The sequence below is a fragment of the Bradyrhizobium arachidis genome, assembly GCF_024758505.1.
In the GTDB taxonomy this organism is placed as follows: Bacteria; Pseudomonadota; Alphaproteobacteria; order Rhizobiales; family Xanthobacteraceae; genus Bradyrhizobium; species Bradyrhizobium manausense_C.
Genome location: NZ_CP077970.1, coordinates 36,135 through 60,307, shown reverse-complemented (window position 1 = coordinate 60,307; position 24,173 = coordinate 36,135). Strand labels below are relative to the sequence as shown.

Genomic DNA, 24,173 nt, shown 5'->3' with positions numbered 1-24,173 from the left:
CCGGAATGACGGCGCAGCTATATTGAGACAATGTGACGCGGCGATTACGCCGGCAAGTGCTTATGCGTTACCTGCCGCGCGAAATTGCGCGCCGGCGCGCTGCAGGTTTTGCGGCAGGCTCAAGAGCACTGCCTTGCGGTCGGCAACCGCCGCATGGAATTGATCGAGCGCGATGTTGAATGCCGTGAGGCCGCCTTCCTCGATCGCGCCGTGATCGAAGCAGCGCAGCGTGTCGCGCAGGATGTCGTCGGCCTCGGTCTGCATCTGGTCGAGCTCTTCGGCCGTCTCGCTCTTCCTGGCCGCGACGATCATGTCCATCAGCCGTTCGCGCAGATGGCTGTTGTTGTCGCGCTCGTCCTTCTTCAGATAGCCCGCGAACCACGCGCCGATCGAGCCCATGGCGGAGAGCGCCATCAGGCCCCACCAGATGTAATCGCTGTATTTGTCGAGGAAGGTCTTTTCTTCGCCGTCGACGAAGGCGGCGGCGCCCGGATGCACGGGAATCACGGCGTCCTTGTCGGTGTCAGGCGTTTCGATCTTCGCGGCCAGCGGGAACTCCGTCACCAATTGCTGGCGCACGGCGAAGAGCTGCCGGGTGAACATCGCAACCGTGGTTTCCGACAGGCCTTTGCGCGCGACGATGTGGTGCGCGAAGCTGATCGTCTTGACCTCATCGTCGGGGCGGTCGGGCGCGCCGCCATAGGTGCCGGCGGGGATCTCGGCCGACTCGTACACCGGATGGTTCTGCGCGATCGCATCTGCCGAGTCGATCGCAAGGAAGGTCGGAACGCCGCCGTCCTTGGTCGAGGCTGCAATGGCGTCGGCGGTGATCTTGCTGTTGACGGGGCCGGCGGCGAGATAGGCATCGGCCTTCTGGCCGCGGATCATCTCCGCGGCTTCGTTCGCCGGGAATTGCACGATCTCCACCTTGGCGGGATCGACGCCATATTGTTGCAGGATCACCTTCAGCAGGTTGACGTTGGCCTGCGTGCGACCGACCACGCCGACGCGATGGCCGGCGAGCTGCGCGATCTTGGTGATCTTGGGACCCTTCTTCTTGCCCTTGCCGGGCGGCGGCACCCAGAGCACGACGACGTTCTTGCGCAGCGTGGCGACGGCCTGCGCGTTCTTGGGAACGTCGACGTCGCCGCGCACGATGGCGAGATCGACCTTGTTTTCCGCGAGCGCCTGGGCGCTGGCGGTCGCGCCGTCGGTCTGGATCGGGCGCAGCCGTACATAGCCTTTGCTCTGCGCGAAGGCCTGGGTTAGCGTCTGCACGACCTTGACGTCATCGCTGTTGGCCGGGCCGACCGCGATCTTCAGCGTCACCGGACGCATCGCAAAGTAATAGCCGCCGACGAGCGTGCCGATGACGGCGAGCACGAGCGCGAGCGACGCAAGCATGGTTTTCCGCGCCGCCGATCGCGGCGACGTCGGCGTGGGTATGTCGGTCCGGTCGGTGCCCCCGGTCATCGATCTCCCAAACATGCGTTTCAGGCCTGGTTTCATCCTGGCCTGGTAGCTACGCCCATAATTGTAGCAAATTTCTTGCCCGCCGGGGTTACTTCTACGTCATGGTTAGCGGATGGCCGAAATCCCTATGAACCCGGGCGTAAGCCAGGTGTTGGGGTAAAGTTGTTAGGGTAAAGTTCCCCTGAAGAACGGAGGCGGTCATGGCGGAGCGGTTGTCGTCGGAAGCACGCAAGCAGGCCTTGGGTGGGCTGGCGGGCTGGAATGAGACCCCGGGACGCGAAGCGATCGGCAAGACCTTCACGTTCAAGGATTTCAACGAAGCCTTCGGCTTCATGACGCGCGCGGCCCTTGTCGCCGAGAAAATGGATCACCACCCGGAATGGCGCAACGTCTACAAGACGGTGGAGGTGGTGCTGGCCACCCACGACGCCGGCGGCGTCACCGCGCTCGACGTCGAGCTTGCCAAGGCGATGAACGCGATCGCCAAAGCCTGACCAAGGCCTGACGGGCCGGTATCTTGCAGGGCGTCGGCCAATCCCCATCTTGTGAACGACGACGGATGCGGCCATCGGCCGCGCCGGACTGAACGGGGAGTTTTCGACCATGGCTGCCGAACACGGTGTCGGCTTCGAGCCGGCCGACCGGCTCGCGGAAGATCGCGACAGCGTGCGCCGCCGCTTCTGGCGGAAGGCGAAGCGCGTCGCGGCGCACCTGCCGTTCGCCGAGGACCTGCTCGCGGCCTATTACTGCGCCTTCGACAAGCAGACGCCGCGCCATGTGCAGGCATCGCTGTTAGGGGCAATCGCCTATTTCATCCTGCCGTTCGACTTCGTTCCCGACGTGCTGCCGGTGCTCGGCTTCACCGACGACGCCGCGATTCTGGCCACCGCGATAAAACTCGTCGCCAGCAACATCACGTCAGAGCACCGCGAAGCCGCCCGCGCCGCGCTGAAGCGCGGCGTGGAGGAAGCGGCGGAGTAAGGGCGAGTTCAGCCACACATCGCTGTCATTGCGAGCGAAGCGAAGCAATCCAGAGATGTATCCACGGTCACAGTCTGGATTGCTTCGTCGCACCAGCGAAAAATTGCTACGCAATTTTGTCGCGGGCTCCTCGCAATGACGAGGACTACTTCCGCTGCTGCGCCCGCGCGTTCTCGGCTTCCCAGGCCTGGAATTGCTTGAACAGCGCTTCCTTGTCGGTCTCCGACTGCACCACCTTGGCCGCCGCGGGATTCTGCTTCAGGAAGGCCTCAAAACGCTGTCGCGCCACCGGCTCGACGCCGTGCTTGTCGAGCCATTGCTGCGCGACCGGCAACCGGTTCCAGCCCGACAGGGGCGCGGCGAGCGAGACTTCCTTCCATTTCGGATGGAACGGCGGGTTCTGCAGCGTCGGGAATTTCGTGAAGAACGCGTCGACGAATTGCGAGATCTTGCGATAGCGTTCGGTCTTGGCATCCCAGTTATAGGCCGCGAGCACAGCGGGCACCGCGATCGTATCCACGGTCTCGCCGTCCTTGATCAGGTTCGGATAGTCCTTTGCGGTGAGCGACGCAGGCAGATAGTCGTTCTGCAGCGGCTTGGCGTAGTCGACGGCGGCGAGATGGAAGCGACCGTCATTGTTGAAAGTCGAGACCGATTTGTACGGCTTGCCGCCGACCACGATCACGGCGTCGATCTCGCCGGCTTTCAATTTCTCCATCGCGATGCGCTGCTCGATATAGACGAAGTTCGCCTTGATCCCGAGCCGCTCGAACACCGTCAGCGCGGTGACGAAGGTGCCGCCATTGGGCAGATCGACGCTGACCTTCTTGCCTTCGAGGTCCTTCAGTGTCGCCACCGACTTCGGCGCGATCACCTGCATCTCCTCATTGTAGAGCTTCGTCACATAGGTGAACTGCTTCTTGATGTCCTTCGCAAAGCCCTTGCGCTCGAGATAGTCGAGCGTGTCGGCCCGGACGATGCCGAGGTCGACGCCCTGCAGGAACAAAATGTCGGCGACGCTCTGCACCGAGCCGCGGCCGACGATCGGCAATACGCGCAACTTGTTGCCGTCGTCGAGCACGGAGGCGAGGTCGGCCCCGAACTGCACATAGGTGCCGCCGATGGTGCCGGTGATCAGCGTCACTGTGTTGGCGTTGAGCGCCTGCTTGGTCGAGGTCGAGCCGAACTGGAAGATCGCCTTCAGACTGTCGGAGACCTTGCTCGGGTCATATTCGCCCTGCTCGGCGGCATATGCGGCACTGCCGCAGATCATCATCATGGCGGCAAGCGCCATCCTTGCAACATTACGCATGCTGGTTCCCTGCTTAGGTCGATTCTAGTTTTGAAGCTGAGTGAGGCGCTGCTTGGCTTCCGCCGAGCCGAGCCGTGCCGCTTTCTGGTACCAGTCGCGCGCGGCGGCCGCGTCTGCGGTGATGCTGCGCGTGTCCTTCGTGCCCAGCACCGCCGGATCAAACGTTTGTCCCAGCATGAAGGCGGCGGTCGCATCCTGCGCGTTTGCGGCGCGTTCGAGCAGCAGCCGCGCGGCCGAGATATCGCCGATGCCGATCAGGCTTTTGGCGCGGGTCATGAGCCCGGCAAGCGTATCGGCGTCGAGCGTTTTCGCAGGCGCAGGTGCGGACGGTGGCGGCGGTGCAGCAGCCGGCATCGGAGCCGGCGACGGCAATGGCGTCTGTGCCTGTAGCGCGGTCTGGTAGGCATTCGCGATCGCCTCGCGGCTCGGCGCCGCCGGCGCCGCGGCATCCTTCGTATCAGCGCTCGCAAGTTGTACCTGCGGGTTCGACACGCGCGTCGGATCCTTCAGCGGAATCTGGCGGACCGGCGGAGAGCTGACGGGAGGCGTAGCCGGCTGGTTCGCCATCACACTGCTCACCCAGGCACCGGTATTGATCTGCAAGAGGCGGCCGACATCGGCCTGAAACAGGACGAACAGCACCGCAATGGCGCTTGCGGCGAGCACGCTCGCCACGATCTGCGTGGCGAGGCCGGTACGCGGCCGCACGCTGCGCGGCGAAAACTCCTGCGGATCGGGCGCGATTTCCGGATCGGACAGAAACAGCGGCATCGGATCATGCGGTGAAAGGTCGGTCCGGTCCGCGCGTGCCAGGTGATATGGCATGGCGTGCGGATCGTTCGCGTCCTGGTTGTCGTCGAGTTCCCTCGATGTCACGGAGGCCCGGTAGGCCGTCGTCTCCATGGTGATACTCCCCAAATACATAACGCAACGCTGGGGCAGTCCCTGACGGCAGTTTTCTTATTGTTTTTGTCCAGAAGCGCCCCGCAAACTGGAACCGGTAAATCGCCGTCTGAATCAGCCCAAAAAGCGACGGCGATTTGCGCGAATCAGGAAATATTTGGGTTTGATTGAGGCGATGCCGCGGAGCGCACCACAATTTTACGCGCGTTGGTTGAGGCCAAGTTTACGATGCGGGTGGCGGCAAGGGCGGACGCGAGCAGTGTTCCACTCGATAGACGAGCATGCGCGCGCCCACAAGACGCTGCTATGCCCCGGTTTGCCGCTTTCGCCAAAGCTTCGGCGGCCGAGCACCCTGGTGGCCGGGCGTAGCCGGGACTGGAGCATCCAGTACGCCGCGGCCTTGCGGCTAACTCACTGCAACTCTGGATTACGGGGTCGCTCGATCAAGTCGGGCGACAACATCTCAGTTGTGGCGACGGCGCCGTGACGGAAACAGTCGGTAACTCACGGATGCAAGATCACCTTGCCCATGGCCTGACGTCCAGCGAGCACCTTCAGCGCGTCGGCGGTCCGCGCGAGCGGGAAGGTGCGGTCGACATGCGAGGAGATTTTTCCTTCCGCCGTCCACTTCACCAGCTTCTCGAGATTGGCGCGGTTCTTCGCCGGGTTGAGCCGCGTCCACGCGCCCCAGAACACGCCGCGGATATCGCAGCCTTTGAGCAGCGCGAGATTGAGCGGCATCTTCGGAATGTCGCCGGCGGCAAAACCGATCACCAGGAAACGGCCTTCCCAGGCGATCGAGCGCAGCGCGGCTTCCGCATAGGCACCGCCCACGGGATCGAAGATGATGTCGACGCCCTTGCCGTCGGTGAGCTTGCGCAGACCTTCCTTCAGATCTTCCTTGGCGTAGTTGAGCGTCAGCTCGGCGCCGTGCGCCTTCGCGAATGCAAGCTTCTCTTCCGACGAGGCGCAGGCGATCACCTTGAGGCCCAACAGCTTGCCGAGTTCGCAGGCCGCAAGGCCGGTGCCGCCGGCCGCACCCAGCACCGCGAGCGTCTCGCCGGGTTTCGGGCTGGCGCGATCTTCCAGCGCATGCAGCGCGGTGCCGTAGATGATGATGATGCCGGCGGCGCGGTCATAGTCGAGATTGTCGGGGATTTTTACGATCGAGGCGGCCGGCAGCGCGATCTTTTCGCGCGCGCCATTGTGGCCGCACGAAGCCACGACGCGATCGCCGACCTTGAGGTCGGTCACGCCGGGGCCGATGCTCTCGATTACGCCAGCAACTTCCGCCGCCGGCGAGAACGGGAAGGGCGGCTTGATCTGGTACTTGCCCTGGATCATCAGTATGTCGAAGAAGTTGAGTGCCGCTGCCTTGATCGCGATCACGGCCTCGCCGGGACCTGCCACCGGATCCGGCACGTCGGCCAGCACGAGATCGTCGGGTTGGCAATATTGCGAGCAGAGGATGGCTTTCATGGCGGCACCTTCTTGAGAGCGTTTGGCGTTCCAGGACGGAATTATAGTTTGTCCGTTTCTGCCGGATTTAGGCACGGGCGACAATCCGGTTTCTTTGTCCAAGGCGACACGAAAGCCTATCCCCGCAATGACCAAAGGGAGGATTCAAACGATGTTTGAAACAGGTCTGCTCGGCGGCAAGCGCATCCTGGTGACCGGCGGCGGCTCGGGGCTGGGCGCTGCGATGGGGCGACGCTTCCTCGAACTCGGCGCGGAGCTCGTGATCTGCGGCCGCAAGGTCGATCGGCTCGAGGCCGCTGCCTCTGACATGCGCCAGCAGACCGGCGGCAAGGTCACGACTGTTGGCTGTGACATTCGCGACGGCGCTGCGGTCGACGCCATGATGGATCAGATCTGGCGCGAAGCGCCGCTCGATATTCTCGTCAACAACGCCGCCGCAACCTTCATCGCGCAGAGCGAGCATCTCTCATTCCATGCCGCGGACGCCATCCTCGCGCCGACGCTGCATGGTGCGATGTATTGCACGCTCGCGGCCGGCAAGCGCTGGATCGAGGGCAAGCACAAGGGCGTCGTGCTCTCGATCCTCTCGACCTCGATCATCACCGGCCGCGCCTTCACCGTGCCGTCGGCGATGGCGAAGTCGGCGGTGCTCGCGATGACCAAGAGCCTTGCGGTGGAATGGGGACCGAAGGGCATCCGCACCGTCGCGATCGCCCCGGGGCCGTTCCCGACCGCAGGCGCCACCGGGCAATTGCGCCCCGAGGGCCGCGACGAGGGCTGGACCTCGCGCAACCCGATGGGCCGCACCGGTGAGCATGGCGAGCTCGCCGATCTCGCGAGCTTCCTCGTCTCGGATCGCGCCGGTTACATCAATGGCGAGATGGTCGTCATCGACGGCGGCGCGCACTTGCGCAGTTCCGGTGCCGAGGATTTGCTGCGCTGGAGCGACGCGCAATGGGCCGAGCAACGCGCCGCACGGGCTAAAGGTTAGCGCAACACCACCCCTAACTACCTTCCCAAGCAGGGTTTTCCCGGGTATCTCTGCCCGGGGACAACGCGCTATCGGGCCATCTTCCAGTCACAATATTGAGGGAACCACTCCGGCATGTGGCGGGTGCTATTAGCTTTGATGATGGGAGTGGTGGTGTGCGGGATTGCCGATCTCGCGCAGGCGCAGACGGCGCAACCCGCGCCGAAAGCGGCGCCCAAAACGTCTACGACGGCACCGAGTCCCGCGCCGAAGACGGCGGCAAAACCCGAGAGCAAGCCTGTCGCGCCGCCCGCGGCAATGACGGGCGGAGCCGAGCCGACCCTGATCGGCCAGTTCGGAACCTGGGGTGCCTATTCCGCCACGCCCAACGGCAAGAAAGTCTGCTTCGCGCTGGCAAAGCCGTCGTCGTCCAAGACCAATCCGCCGAATCGCCCGCGCGATCCGGCCTACGCCTTCGTCTCGACCCGGCCGTCGGAGAAGGTCGCCAACGAAGTCTCGATCATGATCGGCTACGCGCTGAAGCCGGGCTCGGAATCGACGCTCGAGGTCGGCGGCGGCTCCTACGCGATGTACACCCAGGGCGACGGTCTCTGGATCAAGAATGCGGCCGAGGAGGAGCGAATGGTGGAAGCCATGCGCAAATCGGCCGATCTGGTGGTCAAGGGCATGTCGGCCAAGGGGACGGAGACGACCGACACCTTCTCGCTGAAGGGCCTCGCCCAGGCGCTCGACCGTATCGCGCAGGATTGTAAGCGCTAAGATCGTGAGCGGTAACGCCAGGCAATAGCCACGGTCGCAATCGGGAGTTCCGGTTGCTATATAGGGGCGGCTCCAAGCTTTCTTCCGTCATTCCGGGATGGTCCGAAGGACCAGACCCGGAATCTCGAGGTTCCGGGTTCGATGCTTCGCATCGCCCCGGAACGACAACGCAATCAGGTCCATTCAATGCAACCGACGACCGTGCCGCATAACGCAACCCTGGTGGAGAAGACGCCGCTCGAGACCTATGTGCCGCCGGCAAAGCCGTCGCTGATCGGGTTGTCGCGCAACGAGCTCGCCGATCGCCTTGGCGAGATCGGCGTTCAGCCCTCGCAGCGCAAGATGCGCGTGCAGCAATTGTGGCACTGGATCTATTTCCGCGGCGCCAAGAGCTTTGACGAGATGACCTCGGTCTCGAAGGGCATCCGCGCCGACCTCGCAGAACGTTTCACCGTCGACCGGCCCGAAGTGGTGGCCGAGCAGATTTCCAACGACGGCACCCGCAAATGGCTGCTGCGCCTGCCGAGCGGCGACAATGTGCAGAAGGCGCACGAGGTCGAGTGCGTCTACATCCCCGAAACCGATCGCGGCACGCTGTGCGTCTCCTCGCAGGTCGGCTGCACGCTGAACTGCGCCTTCTGCCACACCGGCACGCAGCGCCTGGTGCGCAATCTCACCGCCGGCGAGATCGTCGGTCAGGTGATGGTGGCGCGCGATCGCCTCAACGACTGGGCCGATCGCGAGAACGGCACGCGTCTCGTCACCAACATCGTGATGATGGGCATGGGCGAGCCGCTCTACAATTTCGACGCGGTGCGCGATGCGCTTTTGATCGTCGGCGACAATGAAGGCATCGGCATCTCCCGCCGGCGCATCACGCTGTCGACCTCGGGCGTGGTGCCGAACATCGTGCGCGCCGGCGACGAGATCGGGGTGATGCTGGCGATTTCGCTGCATGCCGTGCGCGATGAGCTGCGCAACGAGCTGGTGCCTCTCAATCGCAAATATCCGATCGCCGAGCTGTTGCAGGCGTGCCGCGATTATCCCGGCGCTTCGAATGCACGCCGCATCACCTTCGAATATGTGATGCTCAAGGGTGTCAACGATTCGCTCGACGACGCCAAGCTGCTGGTGAAGCTCCTGAAGGGCATTCCGGCAAAAATCAATCTGATCCCGTTCAATCCCTGGCCCGGCACGGCCTATGAGTGTTCGGACTGGGACCAGATCGAGAAATTCTCCGAATACATCTTCAACGCCGGCTATTCCTCGCCGGTACGCACGCCGCGTGGCCGCGACATCCTCGCCGCCTGCGGTCAGCTCAAGTCGGAAACCGAAAAGCTCTCCGTCCGCGAGCGCGATGCGCTCCGTGCCATGGCGATGACGGATTGACATGAAGCGGCCATCAACATCCGTCATGGCCGCTGACGGGTCCGGGCGTGACGGTGGGGATGTTGTGCTGCTCTTTGTAAACGACCATGGATGTGTCCGATGGGATTGATCGGGCGCCTCTTCGTCATCCTGATCGGATTTTTCGCCTCATGCCTGGTGGGCGGCATGATCGTGGTCGCTGCGCTGTTGTTTCCCGAGTTCAGCGATCTCGGCGCCGGTCCAGTCGATGAGAGCACCATCGACATCCTGCTCGGCTTCGGCTTCATCTTCGTCTCGGGCTTTGCGCTGCTGCCGGCGATGGTGATCGTTGCGATCACCGAGGCATTTTATATCCGCAGCGTGCTCGCCTATGCGATCGGCGGCGGCCTCGTGGGGCTGGCCTGCTATCTCGGCCTCGTTCCCTTCGATCCCGATACGCTGCAATTTTCCGGCATCGTTCGTCGTCACCTCGAGATCATGACCGGTGCGGGCATCGTCGCGGGTTTTGTCTACTGGATCATCGCCGGCCGCAACGCCGGCGCCTGGCGCCACCCGCCGCCCCCGCTCAAGCCGCCCCCGCCGCTGCCAGCGGCTTCGCGGCCGCCGGATATGAAGTAGTCAAACACAGTCATTCCGGGATGGTCCGAAGGACCAGACCCGGAATCTCGAGATTCCGGGTTCGGCTCTTCGAGCCGCCCCGGAATGACTGTGAGAGGGTTTCCATCGCCATCCGCCTCGGCTAAACCGCGCGCCATGAACCGGACCGGACTTTTCGTTGGGTTGACCCTGTGGCTCGTGATCGGCCTGCTCTTCGGCATCTATCCCGAGCTCGATCTCAAGCTTGCCAGCCTGTTCTTCGACCCTGAGACCAGGACATTTCCGCTCAAGCTGAACGGGTATGCCGGCATCGCGCGCGACGCCGCGATGTGGATCGCCTGGGCGTTCGCGCTGCCGTCGATCGTGGCGCTGGTCGTCAAGCTTGTCAGAGCCGACCGGCCGCTGTTGGTGTCGGGACGCGCGATCATCTTCCTGTTGGTGACGCTGACGCTGTCGGCCGGCATCCTCACCAATCTCGCCTTCAAGTCCTATTGGGGCCGGCCGCGTCCGGTGGTGGTGACGCAGTTCGCCGGCGAGCAGCAATTCGTGCCGTGGTGGGATCCGCGGGGCGGCTGTGGCCGTAACTGCTCCTTCTTCTCCGGCGAGGGCGCGACCGCGTTCTGGACATTGGCGCCGGCCGCGCTGGCACCACCGCAATGGCGGCCGCTTGCCTATGCCGGGGCCGTGATCTTCGGTGCCGTGACCAGCGGTCTGCGCATGGCCTTCGGCGGACACTTCTTCACCGACGTGGCGATCGCAGGCCTCGTCACCTTCGTCGTCATCTGGTTCGCCTTTGCGCTGATTTACCGCTGGCCGCGGACGCGACTGTCGGACGCGGCCGTCGACGCCGCGCTGACCCGCTTCGCCTGGCCCTCCTACCGGCTCCGCCAGCGCCTGTTCGGCTGCAAAACCGGGCCCGCGCCGTCCCTCTGAGCCATTAAAGGCGTGCTCACGTCAGCGAAATTTGATATTCGCGCATTCAAACCCAGCCCTTCGACATCCGATTGGAAGCATCATGAACACGATCCTGAAAAGCCTGCCCAAGGGTGAGAAAGTCGGCATCGCTTTTTCGGGCGGCCTCGACACCAGTGCGGCGCTGCTCTGGATGAAGCAGAAGGGCGCACGCTGCTACGCCTACACCGCCAATCTCGGCCAGCCCGACGAAGCCGACTATGACGAGATTCCGCGCAAGGCGATGGACTTTGGCGCCGAGAAGGCGCGCCTGGTGGATTGCCGCACCCAACTGGTTCACGAAGGCATCGCCGCCATTCAGTCCGGCGCCTTTCACGTCTCAACCGGCGGTCTCACCTACTTCAACACCACGCCGCTCGGTCGCGCGGTGACCGGCACGATGCTGGTGGCGGCGATGAAGGAGGACGGCGTCAACATCTGGGGCGACGGCTCGACCTTCAAGGGCAACGACATCGAGCGCTTCTATCGTTACGGCCTTTTGACCAATCCGAGCCTCAAAATCTACAAGCCCTGGCTCGACCAGCAGTTCATCGACGAGCTCGGCGGCCGCGCGGAAATGTCGGCGTTCATGACCGCCAATGGCTTCGCCTACAAGATGAGTGCCGAGAAGGCGTACTCGACCGACAGCAATCTGCTCGGCGCAACGCACGAAGCCAAGGATCTCGAAAACCTCGACAGCGGCATCAGGATCGTCAACCCGATCATGGGCGTGCCGTTCTGGCGCGACGATTGCGCTGTCAAGGCCGAGACGGTCGTGGTGCGTTTCGAGGAAGGCCAGCCGGTTGCGCTGAACGGCAAGACGTTCACCGATCCGGTCGCGCTGTTCCTCGAGGCCAATGCCATCGGCGGCCGCCATGGTCTCGGCATGAGCGACCAGATCGAGAATCGCATCATCGAAGCCAAGAGCCGAGGCATCTATGAGGCGCCCGGCATGGCGCTGCTGCACATCGCCTATGAACGCCTGGTCACCGGCATCCATAACGAAGACACCATCGAGCAATACCGCATCAGCGGCATGCGCCTCGGCCGTCTGCTCTATCAGGGCCGCTGGTTCGACTCGCAGGCGCTGATGCTGCGCGAAACCGCGCAGCGTTGGGTCGCCCGCGCCGTCACCGGCGAGGTGACGCTGGAGCTGCGCCGCGGCAACGACTACTCGATCTTGAACACCGAGAGCCCCAACCTGACCTATGCGCCGGAACGGCTGAGCATGGAGAAGGTCGAGGATGCGCCGTTCACGCCGGCGGACCGCATCGGCCAGCTCACCATGCGCAACCTCGACATCGCCGATACCCGCGCCAAGCTGAAGCTCTACACGGACACCGGCCTGCTGTCGGGCACCGAAGGCTCGCAGATCTTCAGGCTCGAAAGCGACAAGGGTTGAGGCCGTCCGTCGGCTGATCGGAGGACGGGCGCTTGCGCGACTGCGTCAGAGGCGCGGCGAAGGCAAGTTTAACGCAGCTGCGGAAAAGCAGAATCTGTCGTTCCAGCCGCTTTGGATCGTTGAGCGTCTTCGACATGATGATCGCACCATCGACGACGCACGAGATCATCTCGGCGAGATCGTCGAGGTCGATCTCCTCGCGCGGCGGATATACCGCGGCGATGCCATCGAGGATTCCGCGAAAGTGCGCATTCCAGCTTCGGACTGACCGCGTGGTCAGGTCACGAACCTCTCGGTCGAACAGCCGCTCCTGATAGCAGATGCTGGCGATAAGGCAGCCGGGGTGACCGTTTGGTAGATCGGCCATGATCTCGGCGAGCAATTTCAGCGAGATCAAGAACGATTGTAGCGGATCGTCCGAGAGCTCCCGCCCTCGCCTGAAGATTTCGTCGAATAGGCGATCGTTGGTCTCCACGTAGCGGCGTAGCATCTCCCGCGCGAGTGCGCTCTTGTCCTTGAAGTGATAGAAGAAGCCGCTCTTGGTCAGTCCGGCTTCCGCGATCACCTCGTCGATTGAAGTCGCGCCAAAACCTTTGGCAAGTACCGCCGCTTCCGCGATTTCGAGAATGCGTTCGCGCGTTGCTTCGCCCTTTCCCATCGCTGCCTCCAAAACCGTACCATCGGTGCGGATTCCACCGCATGCAACGTCCTCGCGGGACCGTCATGCTTCATGCAAGTCTCTGATTTTGTATTGGTTTGAGAGCCGAGGTTCAGCCGCACCATCAGGCTTCTAGAGTCGCGCGACATTATGCGGCACCACTTGCGCGAGACCGAAGGGCGGCCGAGGCGACCGAACGAAGAGAGCGGCCCTCGCAAGCGATGGAGCGACCAATGGCCAAATACAGACACGATCTGCCGCAGCACCGCGGCGGCATCTTCCTGACCGACGGCGGCATGGAAACCACCCTGATCTTTCACGATGGGCTGGAACTGCCCCACTTCGCCGCATTCGTGCTGCTCGACAGCGCGGATGGCCGCGCGCATTTGAAGCGGTACTACGAAGCCTATCTCCGCATCGCGCGGCAGCATGGGCTCGGTTTCGTGCTCGATAGTCCCACTTGGCGCGCCAATCCCGATTGGGGTGCCAAGCTCGGCTACGATGCGGACGGGCTCAAGGCAATCAACATGCGCTCCATTCGTTTCCTCGAGGAGTTGCGGAGGGCGTGGGAGGCTCCTGGCCTGCCTTGCGTGATCAACGGCGCGATCGGTCCGCGGGGCGACGGTTACAAGGCCGGCAACATGGATGCGATAGAGGCGGAGGCCTATCATGTTACCCAGATCGGGGCCTTCGCCGCGGCGGGCGCCGACATGGTGACCGCGTTCACGCTGAACAGTATCAATGAGGCCATCGGCGTGGCGCGTGCAGCGAAGACGCAGGCTATTCCGGTCGCTATCTCTTTTACGGTCGAAACCGACGGTCGGCTGGTCAGGGGAGAAACACTGCGCGAAGCGATCGAATCGGTCGACGGTGCAACGGAACGCGCTTGCGAATATTTTTTGATCAACTGCGCTCATCCAACGCATTTTGAGGGCGCTCTCGAAGCCGGCGAGGCATGGGTCGAGCGCATTCATGGCGTCAGGGCCAATGCATCTATCAAGAGTCATGCCGAGCTTGACGAGTCCGAGACGCTCGACAGTGGCGATCCCATCGATCTCGGCCGCCGCTATCTGTCGCTCAGGCGCGCGTTCCCGCGCATGCGAATTCTCGGCGGTTGCTGCGGCACCGATCACCGGCATGTCGCAGCCGTCTGCGACGCATGCATGCCGTTTCAGGCACTGAGCGCATGATCCAAAATGAAATGGCCGGGATCGCTCCCGGCCATTTGCATTTTGCGTGCTTTGTCTCAGCGCGGCGGCGCGGTGCCGGGAGGGGGCGGCGGCAGCGAGGCCTGTCCGCCGTTGAGCAGCGGCGTGATGTTGCGGATGGTGACGCGCCGGTTGATCAGGCTCGGCCCTTGCGTCTGCTCCTTCAGATACTGCTCGCCGTAACCCTGCGACGTCAGGTTCTCTGCCGGCACGTTGAATTGCTGGGTCAGCAATTCGGCCGCGGACTGCGCACGACGGTCCGACAATGACAGATTGTCGACGTCGTTGCCGACCGCGTCGGTGTGACCTTCGATCAGGAACACCACGCGCGGATTGGCCTGGATCGCACGGTTGAGACCGTCGGCGATCGCTTGCAGCTTCGCCGCCTGATCCGGTGGGATGGTCCACGATCCCGTCTCGAAGTTGATCGTGTTGACGTCGATGCTCGGCATTTGCATGCGAACATTGGGGCTGTAGCGGATCTCGTCGAGCGTGTAGCGACGATCGATCCGTTGCACCGGCGGTGCCACCATCGTCTGGTAGATCACATCCGGCGATGCCTCCTGGGCATCGACGATATAGCGATCGTAGGGAATGTTGACGACCGGCGGCGGCACGTCGACATAGAAGCCGCCGACCGACCGCGGATCGCGGTAGCTGTTGTCGATGATGATGATCTCGCGACCGCCGGGGTCCCTGCGGACTCGCCGCAGCAACCGACCGTCCGGACCGACCACGGTGATCACCTCGCTGCCGTCGGGACGGATCACGACGGTGCGGGTGTCGCCGCCGACGGTGTCGGTGCGGATGTCGCGGGCGCCATAGCGGAAGCGATAGAGATCGTTGCCGCGGACATATGCCTGCCCGCCCGGATCGCGGACGATGATGCGATCCGGTTCGGTGTAGACAGTGCGGCCACCTTCGACGGTCTCGCGTCGCTGGTTGCGATAGTCGGCGATGGTCGCGCCGATCACGGCGCCGGCCACGACACCTGCACCGATCGCCAGCGGCGTCAGATCGCGCTGCGGCGGGCGCGGCGGTGGCGGCAGCGGTGCTGTGACCGTCGGCGCGGCCCGGAAGGCCGGGGCAACCGTCGGCGGAGCGTTTTGTGCCCTGTCGGGCGGTGGCGCTGCGGCTGGCGTACCGGGGACGACAGATGGCGCCCGGGGTCCGACCGCCTGCGGTGGCGCGGTCGGTGTGCCGGCAGGCGCGCCGGCGGCAGGTCCGGTTGCGGGTGCGCCAGCGGCAGGTGCGCCGGCAGGCGGCGTGCCGCCCTGACGTCCCGGAGGCGGGGTCGGAGCACCACCAGCGGGCGGCGTGCCCGTGGGTGCCGGTGTCGCGCCGGGCGCAGGCGTCGGCGATCCCGCCGGAGCAGGTGGCTGGCCCGGGCGTCCGGGCGGCGGCGTGCCGGCGCCAGCAGCCGGAGGCGTTCCGGTGGGCGCAGGGGTTGCGCCCGGCGCAGCCGTCGGTGCGCCGGCAGGCGGCGGACCCGAGCGGCCCGGTGGCGGCGTGGTCGGTGCAGCTCCTGGAGCCGGTGTTGCCGTCGGAGCGGGCGCAGCACCCGGAGCGGGCGTCGGCGCCGGCGGCGTTCGTCCCGGTGGCGGTGAAGCCGGAGGCGGGGCGGCGGAGTTGGTGTCGCGCGTGTGGTTGGGGGCGGCGGAGGCGGAGCAGCCGGAGTGGGCGTCGGAGCAACGCGCGCCGGTGGCGCAGCCGCAGGCGGCGGAGGTGGTGGCGTCGGCGCATGCTGCTGCGGGGCTGCGGCCGGAGGCGGTGTCGGTGCCTTCGGTGCTGCTGCAGGAGGCGGCGGCGGAGGTGCCGGATGCGTCGCGGCCGGCGGCGGTGGCGGCGTCGGACGTGACGGTGCGGGGGGCGGCGGAGGTGGAGCAGCCGGGCGCGGTGGCGGCGGCGGTGCAGCCGCAGGCGGCGGTGCGGCCGGACGCGCGGGAGGCGGCGGCGGGGCTGCAGCAGGTGGCGGCGGCGGAGCCGGCGGCTTTGCTGCGGGCGGGGGTGCCGCAGGTCCCTTCGGCGGTTGCTTCGGTTTTCCGTCAGGGCCGACTTCGCCTGCCGGGCCGGCCTGCGCGATCACGATGGGCGCAGATGCGTCTTGCGCATGCGATGCGGAGCTTGCGAATGGCATCGCGGTAAGAGCCGTCGTGGCAAGCAGCACGAAGCGAAGGTGAGTCATGAGAACAAATCCCCGGAAGGTTCTTGAACGAAGTCGGGTGAATAGTCGTCGGACGATGAACTGATACGCGTTAGGCCGGAATGTGGCGGTCGGGCGCCACGCGGCTCGATTTATTTCCGCATGCGAAGCGATTCAAAACATCGACGTTCATTGCGCATTCAGATGCATCTTGCAATCGCTTCACATGCATGGCCCGCGACAAATCCGCGTCGGTCGCGGGATTTGGTGTGCGCGGCCCGTTCGGACCGCGCGGCGGAATCTCTTCGGGAATGCGGCCCGGCAGTTCGTCCGGCCGCGGTGATTCGCCGGGCTCGCGCACCGGTGGCGTGATTTCGGGCTGCGGATTCCCGGGCGGAATGCCCGGCGGTGGCTCGGTGGGATTGCCCGGCGTGGCCGGAGGTATCTCCGGCGGTTCGATCGGCATCGTGCATCATCTGGGTTCGTTGCTCGAAGGACGACAACGTCGGCGATGCGCCGATGTTCCCCTGTGCGCGATGTCCAAATTCGTCGCGCTTTAGGCCGGCGTGTGGCAGACCGCCTCGATATTGTGGCCGTCGGGATCGAGTACGAAGGCGCCGTAGTAATTGGGGTGATAATGCGCCCGGATGCCGGGCGGTCCGTTATCGCGTCCGCCGGCCGCGATTGCGGCCTTGTAGAATGCATCCACCGTGGCGCGGTCCTTCGCGAGAATCGCGACATGCACCGGCTTGTTCAGCGCGCCTTCGCCGCCGATCCAGAAATCCGGCTTGCCGTCGGCGCCAAAGCCCGCGGCGGCATCGTGGCCGGTCTGCTCCTGCGTCACTTCCATGATCAGGCTGTAGCCGAGCGGCGCCAGCGCCTTCAGGTAGAACGCCTTGGCGCGCTCATAGTCGGAAACCGGAAAGCCCAGATGGTCGATCATCGCAATCTCCGTCGTTCAATTTCATTCGCGTTGCAGGAAGGTATTGCTGCGTGTCTTTTTGATGATCGCAAAACCGCGTGCGACCATGTCTGCAATACAATCCTCGCGCCATTCCTTTTGTGACAGATGTTCGATCACCACCGCGCGCGGCCACAGCGCGGGCGCTGCCTCCTTGAAGAAGGGGATGAGGACGTGATCCTCAAAACCCTCGACGTCGATCTTCAGGCCGTCGACCTTGCTCACGCCGGCCTCTTCGAGGATCCGCGTCAAGCGCAACGATGGCACCTTGATCGCTTGCGCCGTGGCCGTGCCGGTGACGACGTGGCTGGCGCCGAGATTGTCGCCGTCGGTCTCGATCATCAGTTCGCCATCGCTTGGACCGGCGGCCGCCTGCACCAGGCGGACCTGCGGCACGTCAGATGCCGCATGGTTGAAGGACAGCCGCGCAAAGGTTGTTGGATGCGGCTCGATCGCGACCACCTTGCCCTGTGCGCCGACATGGCGCGCCATCACCAGCGAGAAGGTACCGACATTGGCGCCGACATCGAGGAAGACGCCGCCTGATGGCGTGTGCTGGCGCAGGAAATCGAGCTCATCGAGATTGTAGTCGGGATTGAACAGCGCGCCGCGCTCGGTCGCGCTGCCCTGGTGATAGAAGCGGAACGAAGCGCCCTGATAGGTGACGTCGACGGGGCCCGAGCGCATCAGATTGACCAGCCGCGACAACCAGGGACGGAACGCACCGCGCTTCAGCCGCGAGCGCTGCGCAAGGCTGATAATCGCAGCCTGCGCCGCATTGGGCGCGAAAACGCCGAACGGCGCGGGCGAAGGGTCGTTGTCGGGAGTCAAATAAGGCGTCCTCGTTGCGGGCGGCCGCATGCATAGCCGGTTTTGGTCGCGACTCCAACGACCCTTCGCGCGGCCGTCTCGCGTCGGCGCAAGAAGAAGACCACGCTGCTGCCTAGCGGCTTCAACCGCCTAAATCGGCGAAATTTCGGGCGCCGCTTCCGACACGGACCAGTACCGCTTTGGCGGCTTGCCATGGACGCGCTTGAACGCATTGCCGAATGCGCATTCCGAGGCATAACCCGTCCTGGCAGCCACGGAGGTGATCGTCTCGCCCCGGCGCAAGGCCGCGCGCGCGACCTGCATGCGCCAGCGCAGCAAATGGTCAAGCGGTGACGTGCCGACCTTCGTCTTGAATGCGAGCGCAAAAGCCGACCGCGACATCCCGGCGCGACGCGCAAGCTCCTCGACGGTCCAGCGGTGCGCTATGTCGGAGTGCATGGCGCTGAGGGCGGCTCCAATCTTGGGATCGGCCGCGGCGCCAATCCATCCGCTTTCGGCATTGCCATGCTGCGTGTCATTGCCGCGCAGGACCTGGACGAGCAGGATTTCGGCAAGGCGCCGCGTCACCACGGAGGCGCCGATCCGTTCGGAGCGAATCTCGCGGTCGAGAATTTCGAGCACCCCGCGTAGCACGTCGGCCGCCCTATCCTTCGCGGGAATGAGCATGAAGGACGGCAATGCATCGAGCAGCAGCCGCACATGAAGCGCCTCGAAGACGAAGCTGCCCGCCATGAGTGCGGTTTCGCCTCCACCATGACGCGCGATGTCGGAATGCGCCCAGTCGAATGATGCAAGTCCATCCCGGGGATTCAGGTTCGGATCGTTTGCCAGCACGTAGGGCGGAGCTTCCGCGAGAAGAAAGGTGTCGCCGGCCACGAGCTTCTGCGGACTCCGTCCCGGCAGCATGATCCAGCATTCTCCGCACAGGACCGCCGCGAATTTGAGGGCCGGCTTCGCTGGAAATCTGAAGGCCCATTTTCCGCCGGCCTCGAACCGCGTGCACCGCGCGCTCCGAACGTCGAGAAATGAGAACAGGTCCGATAGGGCGTCGGTCATCGATCTTGGACGGTTGCGATGAAATTGCGGAGCTTCAAGCATAGACCGTCCGGAGAGATCCTGCAAAATCTCGAGCTGATGAGACTTCTGCCGAAGGAGAGAAGAGCGTCGATGATTGACGGAAAAGTCATTGTCATTACCGGGGCGAGCAGTGGCATCGGCGCAGCTAGCGCGCGCCTGCTTGCGGCACGGGGCGGAAAGGTCGTTCTTGCTGCCCGTCGCGTACAGCGGCTTGAAGGCTTGTGCGATGAAATCATCGGATCCGGAGGACAAGCCGCCTGCAGGGCGACGAACGTCACGATCCGCCGGGAACTCGACGAACTGGTGGAGTTTGCCTGCGCACGATTCGGCAAGCTGGACGTTTTCGTGGGCAATGCCGGCATAGGACCGATTTCGCCGCTCGACGATCTGCGCGTCGACGATTGGGAGGCGATGATCGACGTCAATCTCAAGGGGTTCCTCTATGGCGTTGCCGCCGCGCTTCCCGTTTTTCGGCAACAGGGCTTCGGCCACCTCGTGACCGTGATCTCAACGGCCGGTTTGAAGATTGTGCCAAACCAGGCGGTCTATGCAGGCACGAAGAACGCGGTTCGGACCATTTCGGAGGGTTTGCGGCTCGAGGCGGGTGACAAGTTGCGGGTCACCGGCATCTCACCCGGATTCGTCAAGACGGATTTTCCGGCCTCGATGACCAATCCTCCGATCAGGGCGGACACTGCCGCCAGGATGGACGAGATCGCGATCGCACCGGATGCGATTGCACGAGCCATCGCGTTCGCGATCGAGCAGCCTGCGGACGTCGATGTCGGCGATATCGTGGTTCGACCCACGGCGCAATCGTGAACCGAGGCCGATCGTCACGCCGCCTTCTTCGCGTTTGACCCGCGGTGGCGCAGGAAGCAGCCGAGCAGGCGGCGCTTGCCCTTGCGCGGAATCAGGTCGATGTCGCTGACGAGCTTTGCGCCGCCCTTGTGCCGCTCCAGCACGATCTTGCGGCTGTGGAAGGCTTCGAGCTCGGCGCGATGCGCCACGCTGACGATGGTCGCCTTCGGCAATTCGTCCGTGACCGTCTTCATCATCCTGTCCTGGCTCTTTTCGTCGAGCGCCGAGGTCGCCTCATCCAGCACGACGATGTCGGGGCTGTGCAGCAAGAGCCGTGCGAAGGCGAGGCGCTGCTTCTCGCCGCCGGACAGCGTCTGGTCCCACGGGCCCTCTTCCTCGATCTTTTCCTTGAGATGATCGAGGCCGACCTTGTGTAAGGCGCCGCCGATCTCGTCCACGGTCCAGTCTTCGGCGGCACCGGGATAGGCGACCGCGCGGCGCAAGCTGCCCGAAGGCACGTAGGGCCGCTGCGGCAGCATGAAGAGCCGGCGGTCGGGATGGAAATTGACGCTGCCGCCGCCCCATGGCCACAGGCCGGCGATGGCGCGGACCAGCGTGCTCTTGCCGGTGCCGGATTCGCCGGCGACCAGCAGGCGCTCGCCGGACTCGATCACCACCTCGGTCTCGGCGACCACGGCAGTGCCGTCGTCGAGCGTGACGGAAAGATCCTTCATCTCGAGTATCGCATCATTGCCGGTCTCGCCGCGCTTGATGCGGCCGATGCCGTCGCCCTGCTCGGCACGCTCGAGGCCGTCGAGCGACATCATCAGCGAGGCGATGCGGCGCGCGCAGGCGTTCCAGTCGGCGAGCCGCGGATAATTATCCACCAGCCAGCCGAACGCGCTCTGCACGATGGTGAAGGCGGAAGCCGCCTGCATCACCTGTCCGAGCGACATGCTGCCGTCGAGGAATTTTGGCGCACAGAGCAGGAGCGGCACGACGGGTGCAACGAGGCCCGATCCCTGCGACACCAGCGTGGTGCGCATGTGCTGCCCGGCAAGCCGCGCCCATTGCCGCAAGAGGCTTGTAAGGTTGCGGTCGATGCCGCCGCGCTCTTCCTCCTCGCCGCCCAGCAGCGCGATGCTTTCGCCGTTCTCGCGCACGCGCGTCAGCGTGTAGCGGAAGTCGGCCTCGGCCTGGTTCTTGTCCTCGGACACCTGCACGAAACGCCGGCCGATCACCATGATCGAGCTCGACGCGATCGCGGCGTAGACGATCGCCGCGATCACGAGGAAGCCGGGGATGGTGAGCGATGTCCCGCCCAGCGTCACCGTGAGCGCGCCGCCGATGGTCCAGAGCACGACGATGAAGGTTGCGGCCGACAGGAACGCCGACGTCACGCCGGCGAGAAAATCGACCGGCGAATCCGTTGCGATCCGCAAATCCTCGGCGATCCGGTATTCGGGATTCTTGTGGTCGCCGCCGACGAGATTGAGCTGGTAATAGCGGCCGTTGGCGAGCCAGCGCGTCAGCACGCTGTTGGTGAGCCAGGCGCGCCAGCGGCGCTGAATGCCCATGCGCGCAAACACCTGCACGACGCCGAGCACGATGCTGCCGATCGCGAGCGGAAAGAACACGGCGGAGAGGTGAAAGACCGTCGCCGCATCGCGCTGTTCGATCGCGTCAAAAATCGCGCGATTCCAGACATTGATGCCGTACTGGAAGCCGACGGTCAGGACGATCAGCACGACGAGGCCGATCGAGAACGGCCACGCCAGCCGGTCGCCGTTCTTGCCCCAAAAGCCCCGCGCGCTGATCCAGAACCGGGTGAGCAGATAATCCTTCCGCGCCTGCTCGGCCTCCTCGGGCGTCAGCTCGGCGTCGGATTCGAGAACCTCCGGTGGCGGCGGCGCGACTTCTTCGCCATTCTCGCCCACGATCTCGACAATCGGCGGCGGCTTGCCCTTCTTGTTCTGCTTGCGCGCTGCGGGTTGGCTCTCCATCGCCCGGTAACGCGGAGGGAATTCAAATGGTTCCCTGAGGTTCCGGTGCCGCTATTCGGCGGCTCCGACCTGGCGCAGCCGGGCGGCCTTGTGCAGGAATTGCGAGAGCTGCTCGATCGTGTAGGGCTTTTGCAGCAGTTCGAATCCGCCGCTGCCCTCCTGCGACACCACCTGGCTGTAGCCGGTGGTGAGAACGATCGGCACCTCGATGCCGCGGTTGCGGACCTCGTGTGCGAGATCGAGCCCGCTCTTGCCGGGCATCACCACGTCGGAGAACACCACGTCGAAGCGATCGGCATCGCCGGCGAGTTCTGCGAGCGCGTCGTCGGCATTGTCTGACAGTGTCACGCAATAGCCGAGCTCGGTGAGGCCGTCGGCGGCGAAATTCGCCACCTCGATATTGTCCTCGACCAGCAGCACCGACATGCCGTTGCCGGCAACCGCGGGCGCCGTGTCGGGCGCCTGCCGCCGTGGGAGGATCTCGGCGGGCACGCGCGGCAGATAGAGCGTGAAGGTGCTGCCCTTGCCGACCTCGCTCGCAACCGTGACCTCGCCGCCGGACTGCTTTGTAAAGCCGAACACCTGCGACAGGCCGAGGCCGGTGCCGCGACCGACCTGCTTGGTGGTGAAGAACGGCTCGAAGATGCGGCCGATCTGCGCCGCCGGGATGCCGACGCCGGTGTCGGCGACGTCGACGGTGACAAAGCCGTGGCTGCCGACCAGATGGGCCAGTGAATCGGGCACGGCCGTTGCCGCCTGCACCGTGAAAACGATCTTGCCGCGACCCTGCATGGCATCGCGCGCGTTCACCGCCATGTTGAACAAGGCCGTCTCGAACTGGCCGGCATCGGCATTGACCAGGCACGGCTCCGCCGGCAGCCGCATCGCGATGTCGACGCCGGGCCCGAGCAGCGTGGCGAGCATGTCGTGCAGCGACTGCACCCGCGCGCCGACATCGAACACTTCCGGTTTCAGCGTCTGGCGCCGCGCGAAGGCGAGGAGCTGCGAGGTCAGCTTGGCGGCGCGCGCCACCGAGTCCGCGATGGCGTTGATGTAGCGCTGCCGCCGCTCCTCCGACAATTGCGGCCGGTTCAACAGGTCGACGGAGGCGCGGATCACCGTCAGGAGATTGTTGAAGTCGTGCGCGACGCCGCCGGTGAGCTGGCCGAGCGCCTCGAGGCGCTGGCTGTGCTTGAGCGCTTCCTCGGCGTCGCGGCGCCTCGCGCCTTCGGCCTGGAGATGTTGGGTGCGCCGGAACGCCAGGGCCAGGAACAGGAACAGCAGCGCAGTCGCGGGCACGCCGAAGACCAGATGCTGGCCGATGGTCGCATACCAGCGCGCGCGGATCGCCGACGTCTCCAGGCCCGCGCTGACATAGATCGGATATTCGGCGACGCGCTTGTAGCCGATACGCCGCTCGATGCCGTCGGACGGCCACGCGATGGTTATCAGCCCATGGTCCGGGCTCGCGGCGATCTTCCGTCCGACCGGCCCGCCCGGATCGAGCCGGACGTCGCGATCGAGGCGCGGGAAATGTGCCAGCACCATGCCGTCGGTCCGGCCGATCGCGAAGAAGCTGCCGGGATCGCGGCCGATCCGCGTGTAGAAGCTCTCGAAATATTCCGGCAGGACGGAGGCCTGGATCACGCCGATGAAGCTGCCGTCATCGGAGTCGCGGCGCCGGCTGACGCCGAAGAAGCGCGCGCCCTGATAGGGCTGGCGCGGCGTCAGCGGGGTGCCGATGAAGGTGCCGACATTGTGGTCGACATGGGCGTTGAAATAGTCGCGATCGGCAAAGCTCATCTGCGGCGCGGGCGAGATGATGCTGTTGACGAGCGGCCGGCCTTGCGCATCGAACACCCAGGCGGATTTGAGCTGTGGCAGCGAGTCCGAAAGCCGCTTCAGCCGCAGGTGTAGCGCGGGCTCGCGCGACCTGATGACCTCGTCCGGAATCCCGTGCACGACCTCGTTGAGCTCGGCAAGACTGCGGTCGATGGTCTCGAACACTTTCAGCGCGTGCTCATGCGCGACATCGAGCGTGCGCTCGATTTCACGATCGGCGATGTCGTTGGTGGAGGTGTAGGAGATCGCGGAGGCAATCGCGAACAGCGCAATCGGCAGCGCCAGGGATGCCGCCATCATCCACTGCAAGAGTCTTAGCGAATTGCGGTGCGCGCCCTGCACATTCCGCTCCTGTCCCGGAGCGAATCTTACTTGAAACTCCCGGTCGGAAGGAAGCAGCTTGTGGTCGGAACCACCGCAATGCTTCCATCTG

At 64.6% G+C, this 24,173-nt stretch carries 20 protein-coding genes and 2 pseudogenes; 10 read left to right on the top strand and 12 right to left on the bottom strand.

Annotation, left to right across the window (positions count from 1 at the left end):
* Nucleotides 1-60: 60 nt before the first annotated feature.
* Entirely contained in the window at nucleotides 61-1,509 is a 1,449-nt protein-coding gene (locus KUF59_RS00260; RefSeq protein WP_258768076.1) for a TAXI family TRAP transporter solute-binding subunit, read from the bottom strand.
* Nucleotides 1,510-1,673: 164 nt separating this feature from the next.
* Between KUF59_RS00260 and KUF59_RS00255 the strand changes: the two genes are divergently transcribed.
* Nucleotides 1,674-1,967, top strand: a complete 294-nt coding sequence (locus tag KUF59_RS00255) for a 4a-hydroxytetrahydrobiopterin dehydratase (protein WP_212456477.1) — start codon at nucleotides 1,674-1,676, stop codon at nucleotides 1,965-1,967.
* A 109-nt stretch (nucleotides 1,968-2,076) separates the two neighbouring features.
* Nucleotides 2,077-2,454, top strand: coding sequence for a YkvA family protein (locus tag KUF59_RS00250; RefSeq protein WP_212456478.1), 378 nt, complete (start codon nucleotides 2,077-2,079; stop codon nucleotides 2,452-2,454).
* 145 nt (nucleotides 2,455-2,599) lie between these two features.
* Here KUF59_RS00250 and KUF59_RS00245 read toward each other — a convergent pair whose 3' ends face one another.
* The 3 genes from KUF59_RS00245 to KUF59_RS00235 all read right to left on the bottom strand — a co-directional run bounded on the left by KUF59_RS00245 (nucleotide 2,600) and on the right by KUF59_RS00235 (nucleotide 6,148).
* Entirely contained in the window at nucleotides 2,600-3,766 is a 1,167-nt protein-coding gene (locus KUF59_RS00245; RefSeq protein ID WP_212456479.1) for a TAXI family TRAP transporter solute-binding subunit, read from the bottom strand.
* Between the two features lie 24 nt (nucleotides 3,767-3,790).
* Nucleotides 3,791-4,669: a hypothetical protein gene (locus KUF59_RS00240; RefSeq protein ID WP_212456480.1), complete on the bottom strand. Its 879-nt coding sequence runs from the start codon at nucleotides 4,667-4,669 to the stop codon at nucleotides 3,791-3,793.
* A gap of 504 nt (nucleotides 4,670-5,173) precedes the next feature.
* The gene (locus KUF59_RS00235; RefSeq protein ID WP_212456481.1) at nucleotides 5,174-6,148 is read right to left on the bottom strand and encodes an NADPH:quinone oxidoreductase family protein; all 975 of its coding nucleotides are present in this window, start codon (nucleotides 6,146-6,148) and stop codon (nucleotides 5,174-5,176) included.
* Nucleotides 6,149-6,299: 151 nt separating this feature from the next.
* On the opposite strand from KUF59_RS00235, the gene KUF59_RS00230 reads away from it, so the two are divergent.
* The 6 genes from KUF59_RS00230 (at nucleotide 6,300) to argG (ending at nucleotide 12,216) form a co-directional block, all read left to right on the top strand.
* Nucleotides 6,300-7,139 (top strand): SDR family oxidoreductase, encoded by an 840-nt coding sequence (locus KUF59_RS00230; RefSeq protein ID WP_212456482.1) that lies wholly within the window; start codon nucleotides 6,300-6,302, stop codon nucleotides 7,137-7,139.
* 114 nt (nucleotides 7,140-7,253) lie between these two features.
* Nucleotides 7,254-7,898 carry an invasion associated locus B family protein gene (locus KUF59_RS00225; RefSeq protein WP_212456483.1) on the top strand — a complete coding sequence of 215 codons (645 nt, stop codon included), beginning with the start codon at nucleotides 7,254-7,256 and terminating at the stop codon, nucleotides 7,896-7,898.
* A gap of 186 nt (nucleotides 7,899-8,084) precedes the next feature.
* A complete protein-coding gene (rlmN, locus tag KUF59_RS00220) occupies nucleotides 8,085-9,287 on the top strand; it encodes a dual-specificity RNA methyltransferase RlmN (protein WP_212456484.1) in 1,203 nt (400 codons plus the stop codon).
* A gap of 99 nt (nucleotides 9,288-9,386) precedes the next feature.
* Nucleotides 9,387-9,884 carry a hypothetical protein gene (locus KUF59_RS00215; protein WP_212456485.1) on the top strand — a complete coding sequence of 166 codons (498 nt, stop codon included), beginning with the start codon at nucleotides 9,387-9,389 and terminating at the stop codon, nucleotides 9,882-9,884.
* A 135-nt stretch (nucleotides 9,885-10,019) separates the two neighbouring features.
* Nucleotides 10,020-10,796: a phosphatase PAP2 family protein gene (locus tag KUF59_RS00210; RefSeq protein ID WP_212456486.1), complete on the top strand. Its 777-nt coding sequence runs from the start codon at nucleotides 10,020-10,022 to the stop codon at nucleotides 10,794-10,796.
* Between the two features lie 82 nt (nucleotides 10,797-10,878).
* A complete protein-coding gene (argG, locus tag KUF59_RS00205; protein ID WP_258768075.1) occupies nucleotides 10,879-12,216 on the top strand; it encodes an argininosuccinate synthase in 1,338 nt (445 codons plus the stop codon).
* Here argG and KUF59_RS00200 read toward each other — a convergent pair.
* Complete coding sequence (locus tag KUF59_RS00200) at nucleotides 12,191-12,874, bottom strand: TetR/AcrR family transcriptional regulator (protein WP_212456488.1); 684 nt, start codon at nucleotides 12,872-12,874, stop codon at nucleotides 12,191-12,193. The genes argG and KUF59_RS00200 overlap by 26 nt on opposite strands.
* A 233-nt stretch (nucleotides 12,875-13,107) precedes the next feature.
* On the opposite strand from KUF59_RS00200, the gene KUF59_RS00195 reads away from it, so the two are divergent.
* Nucleotides 13,108-14,064, top strand: coding sequence for a homocysteine S-methyltransferase family protein (locus KUF59_RS00195; protein WP_258768074.1), 957 nt, complete (start codon nucleotides 13,108-13,110; stop codon nucleotides 14,062-14,064).
* 56 nt (nucleotides 14,065-14,120) lie between these two features.
* On the opposite strand, the pseudogene KUF59_RS00190 reads toward KUF59_RS00195, so the two are convergent.
* The 5 genes and pseudogenes from KUF59_RS00190 to KUF59_RS00170 all read right to left on the bottom strand — a co-directional run bounded on the left by KUF59_RS00190 (nucleotide 14,121) and on the right by KUF59_RS00170 (nucleotide 19,073).
* Nucleotides 14,121-16,267, bottom strand: a pseudogene (locus KUF59_RS00190) (OmpA family protein).
* A gap of 205 nt (nucleotides 16,268-16,472) precedes the next feature.
* Nucleotides 16,473-16,691: pseudogene (locus KUF59_RS00185) on the bottom strand (hypothetical protein); the annotation flags it as partial.
* A gap of 90 nt (nucleotides 16,692-16,781) precedes the next feature.
* Nucleotides 16,782-17,168 carry a VOC family protein gene (locus KUF59_RS00180; protein ID WP_212456491.1) on the bottom strand — a complete coding sequence of 129 codons (387 nt, stop codon included), beginning with the start codon at nucleotides 17,166-17,168 and terminating at the stop codon, nucleotides 16,782-16,784.
* 21 nt (nucleotides 17,169-17,189) lie between these two features.
* Nucleotides 17,190-18,017, bottom strand: coding sequence for an FkbM family methyltransferase (locus KUF59_RS00175; RefSeq protein WP_212456492.1), 828 nt, complete (start codon nucleotides 18,015-18,017; stop codon nucleotides 17,190-17,192).
* A 129-nt stretch (nucleotides 18,018-18,146) separates the two neighbouring features.
* Nucleotides 18,147-19,073, bottom strand: a complete 927-nt coding sequence (locus KUF59_RS00170) for an AraC family transcriptional regulator (protein WP_212456493.1) — start codon at nucleotides 19,071-19,073, stop codon at nucleotides 18,147-18,149.
* Between the two features lie 78 nt (nucleotides 19,074-19,151).
* Here KUF59_RS00170 and KUF59_RS00165 point away from each other — a divergent pair, with 78 nt between their 5' ends.
* Nucleotides 19,152-19,916, top strand: coding sequence for an SDR family oxidoreductase (locus tag KUF59_RS00165; RefSeq protein ID WP_408918140.1), 765 nt, complete (start codon nucleotides 19,152-19,154; stop codon nucleotides 19,914-19,916).
* Between the two features lie 14 nt (nucleotides 19,917-19,930).
* Here KUF59_RS00165 and KUF59_RS00160 read toward each other — a convergent pair whose 3' ends face one another.
* Nucleotides 19,931-21,898 (bottom strand): ABC transporter ATP-binding protein/permease, encoded by a 1,968-nt coding sequence (locus tag KUF59_RS00160; protein WP_212456494.1) that lies wholly within the window; start codon nucleotides 21,896-21,898, stop codon nucleotides 19,931-19,933.
* 51 nt (nucleotides 21,899-21,949) lie between these two features.
* A complete protein-coding gene (locus tag KUF59_RS00155) occupies nucleotides 21,950-24,082 on the bottom strand; it encodes a hybrid sensor histidine kinase/response regulator (protein WP_212456495.1) in 2,133 nt (710 codons plus the stop codon).
* Nucleotides 24,083-24,173: the final 91 nt, after the last annotated feature.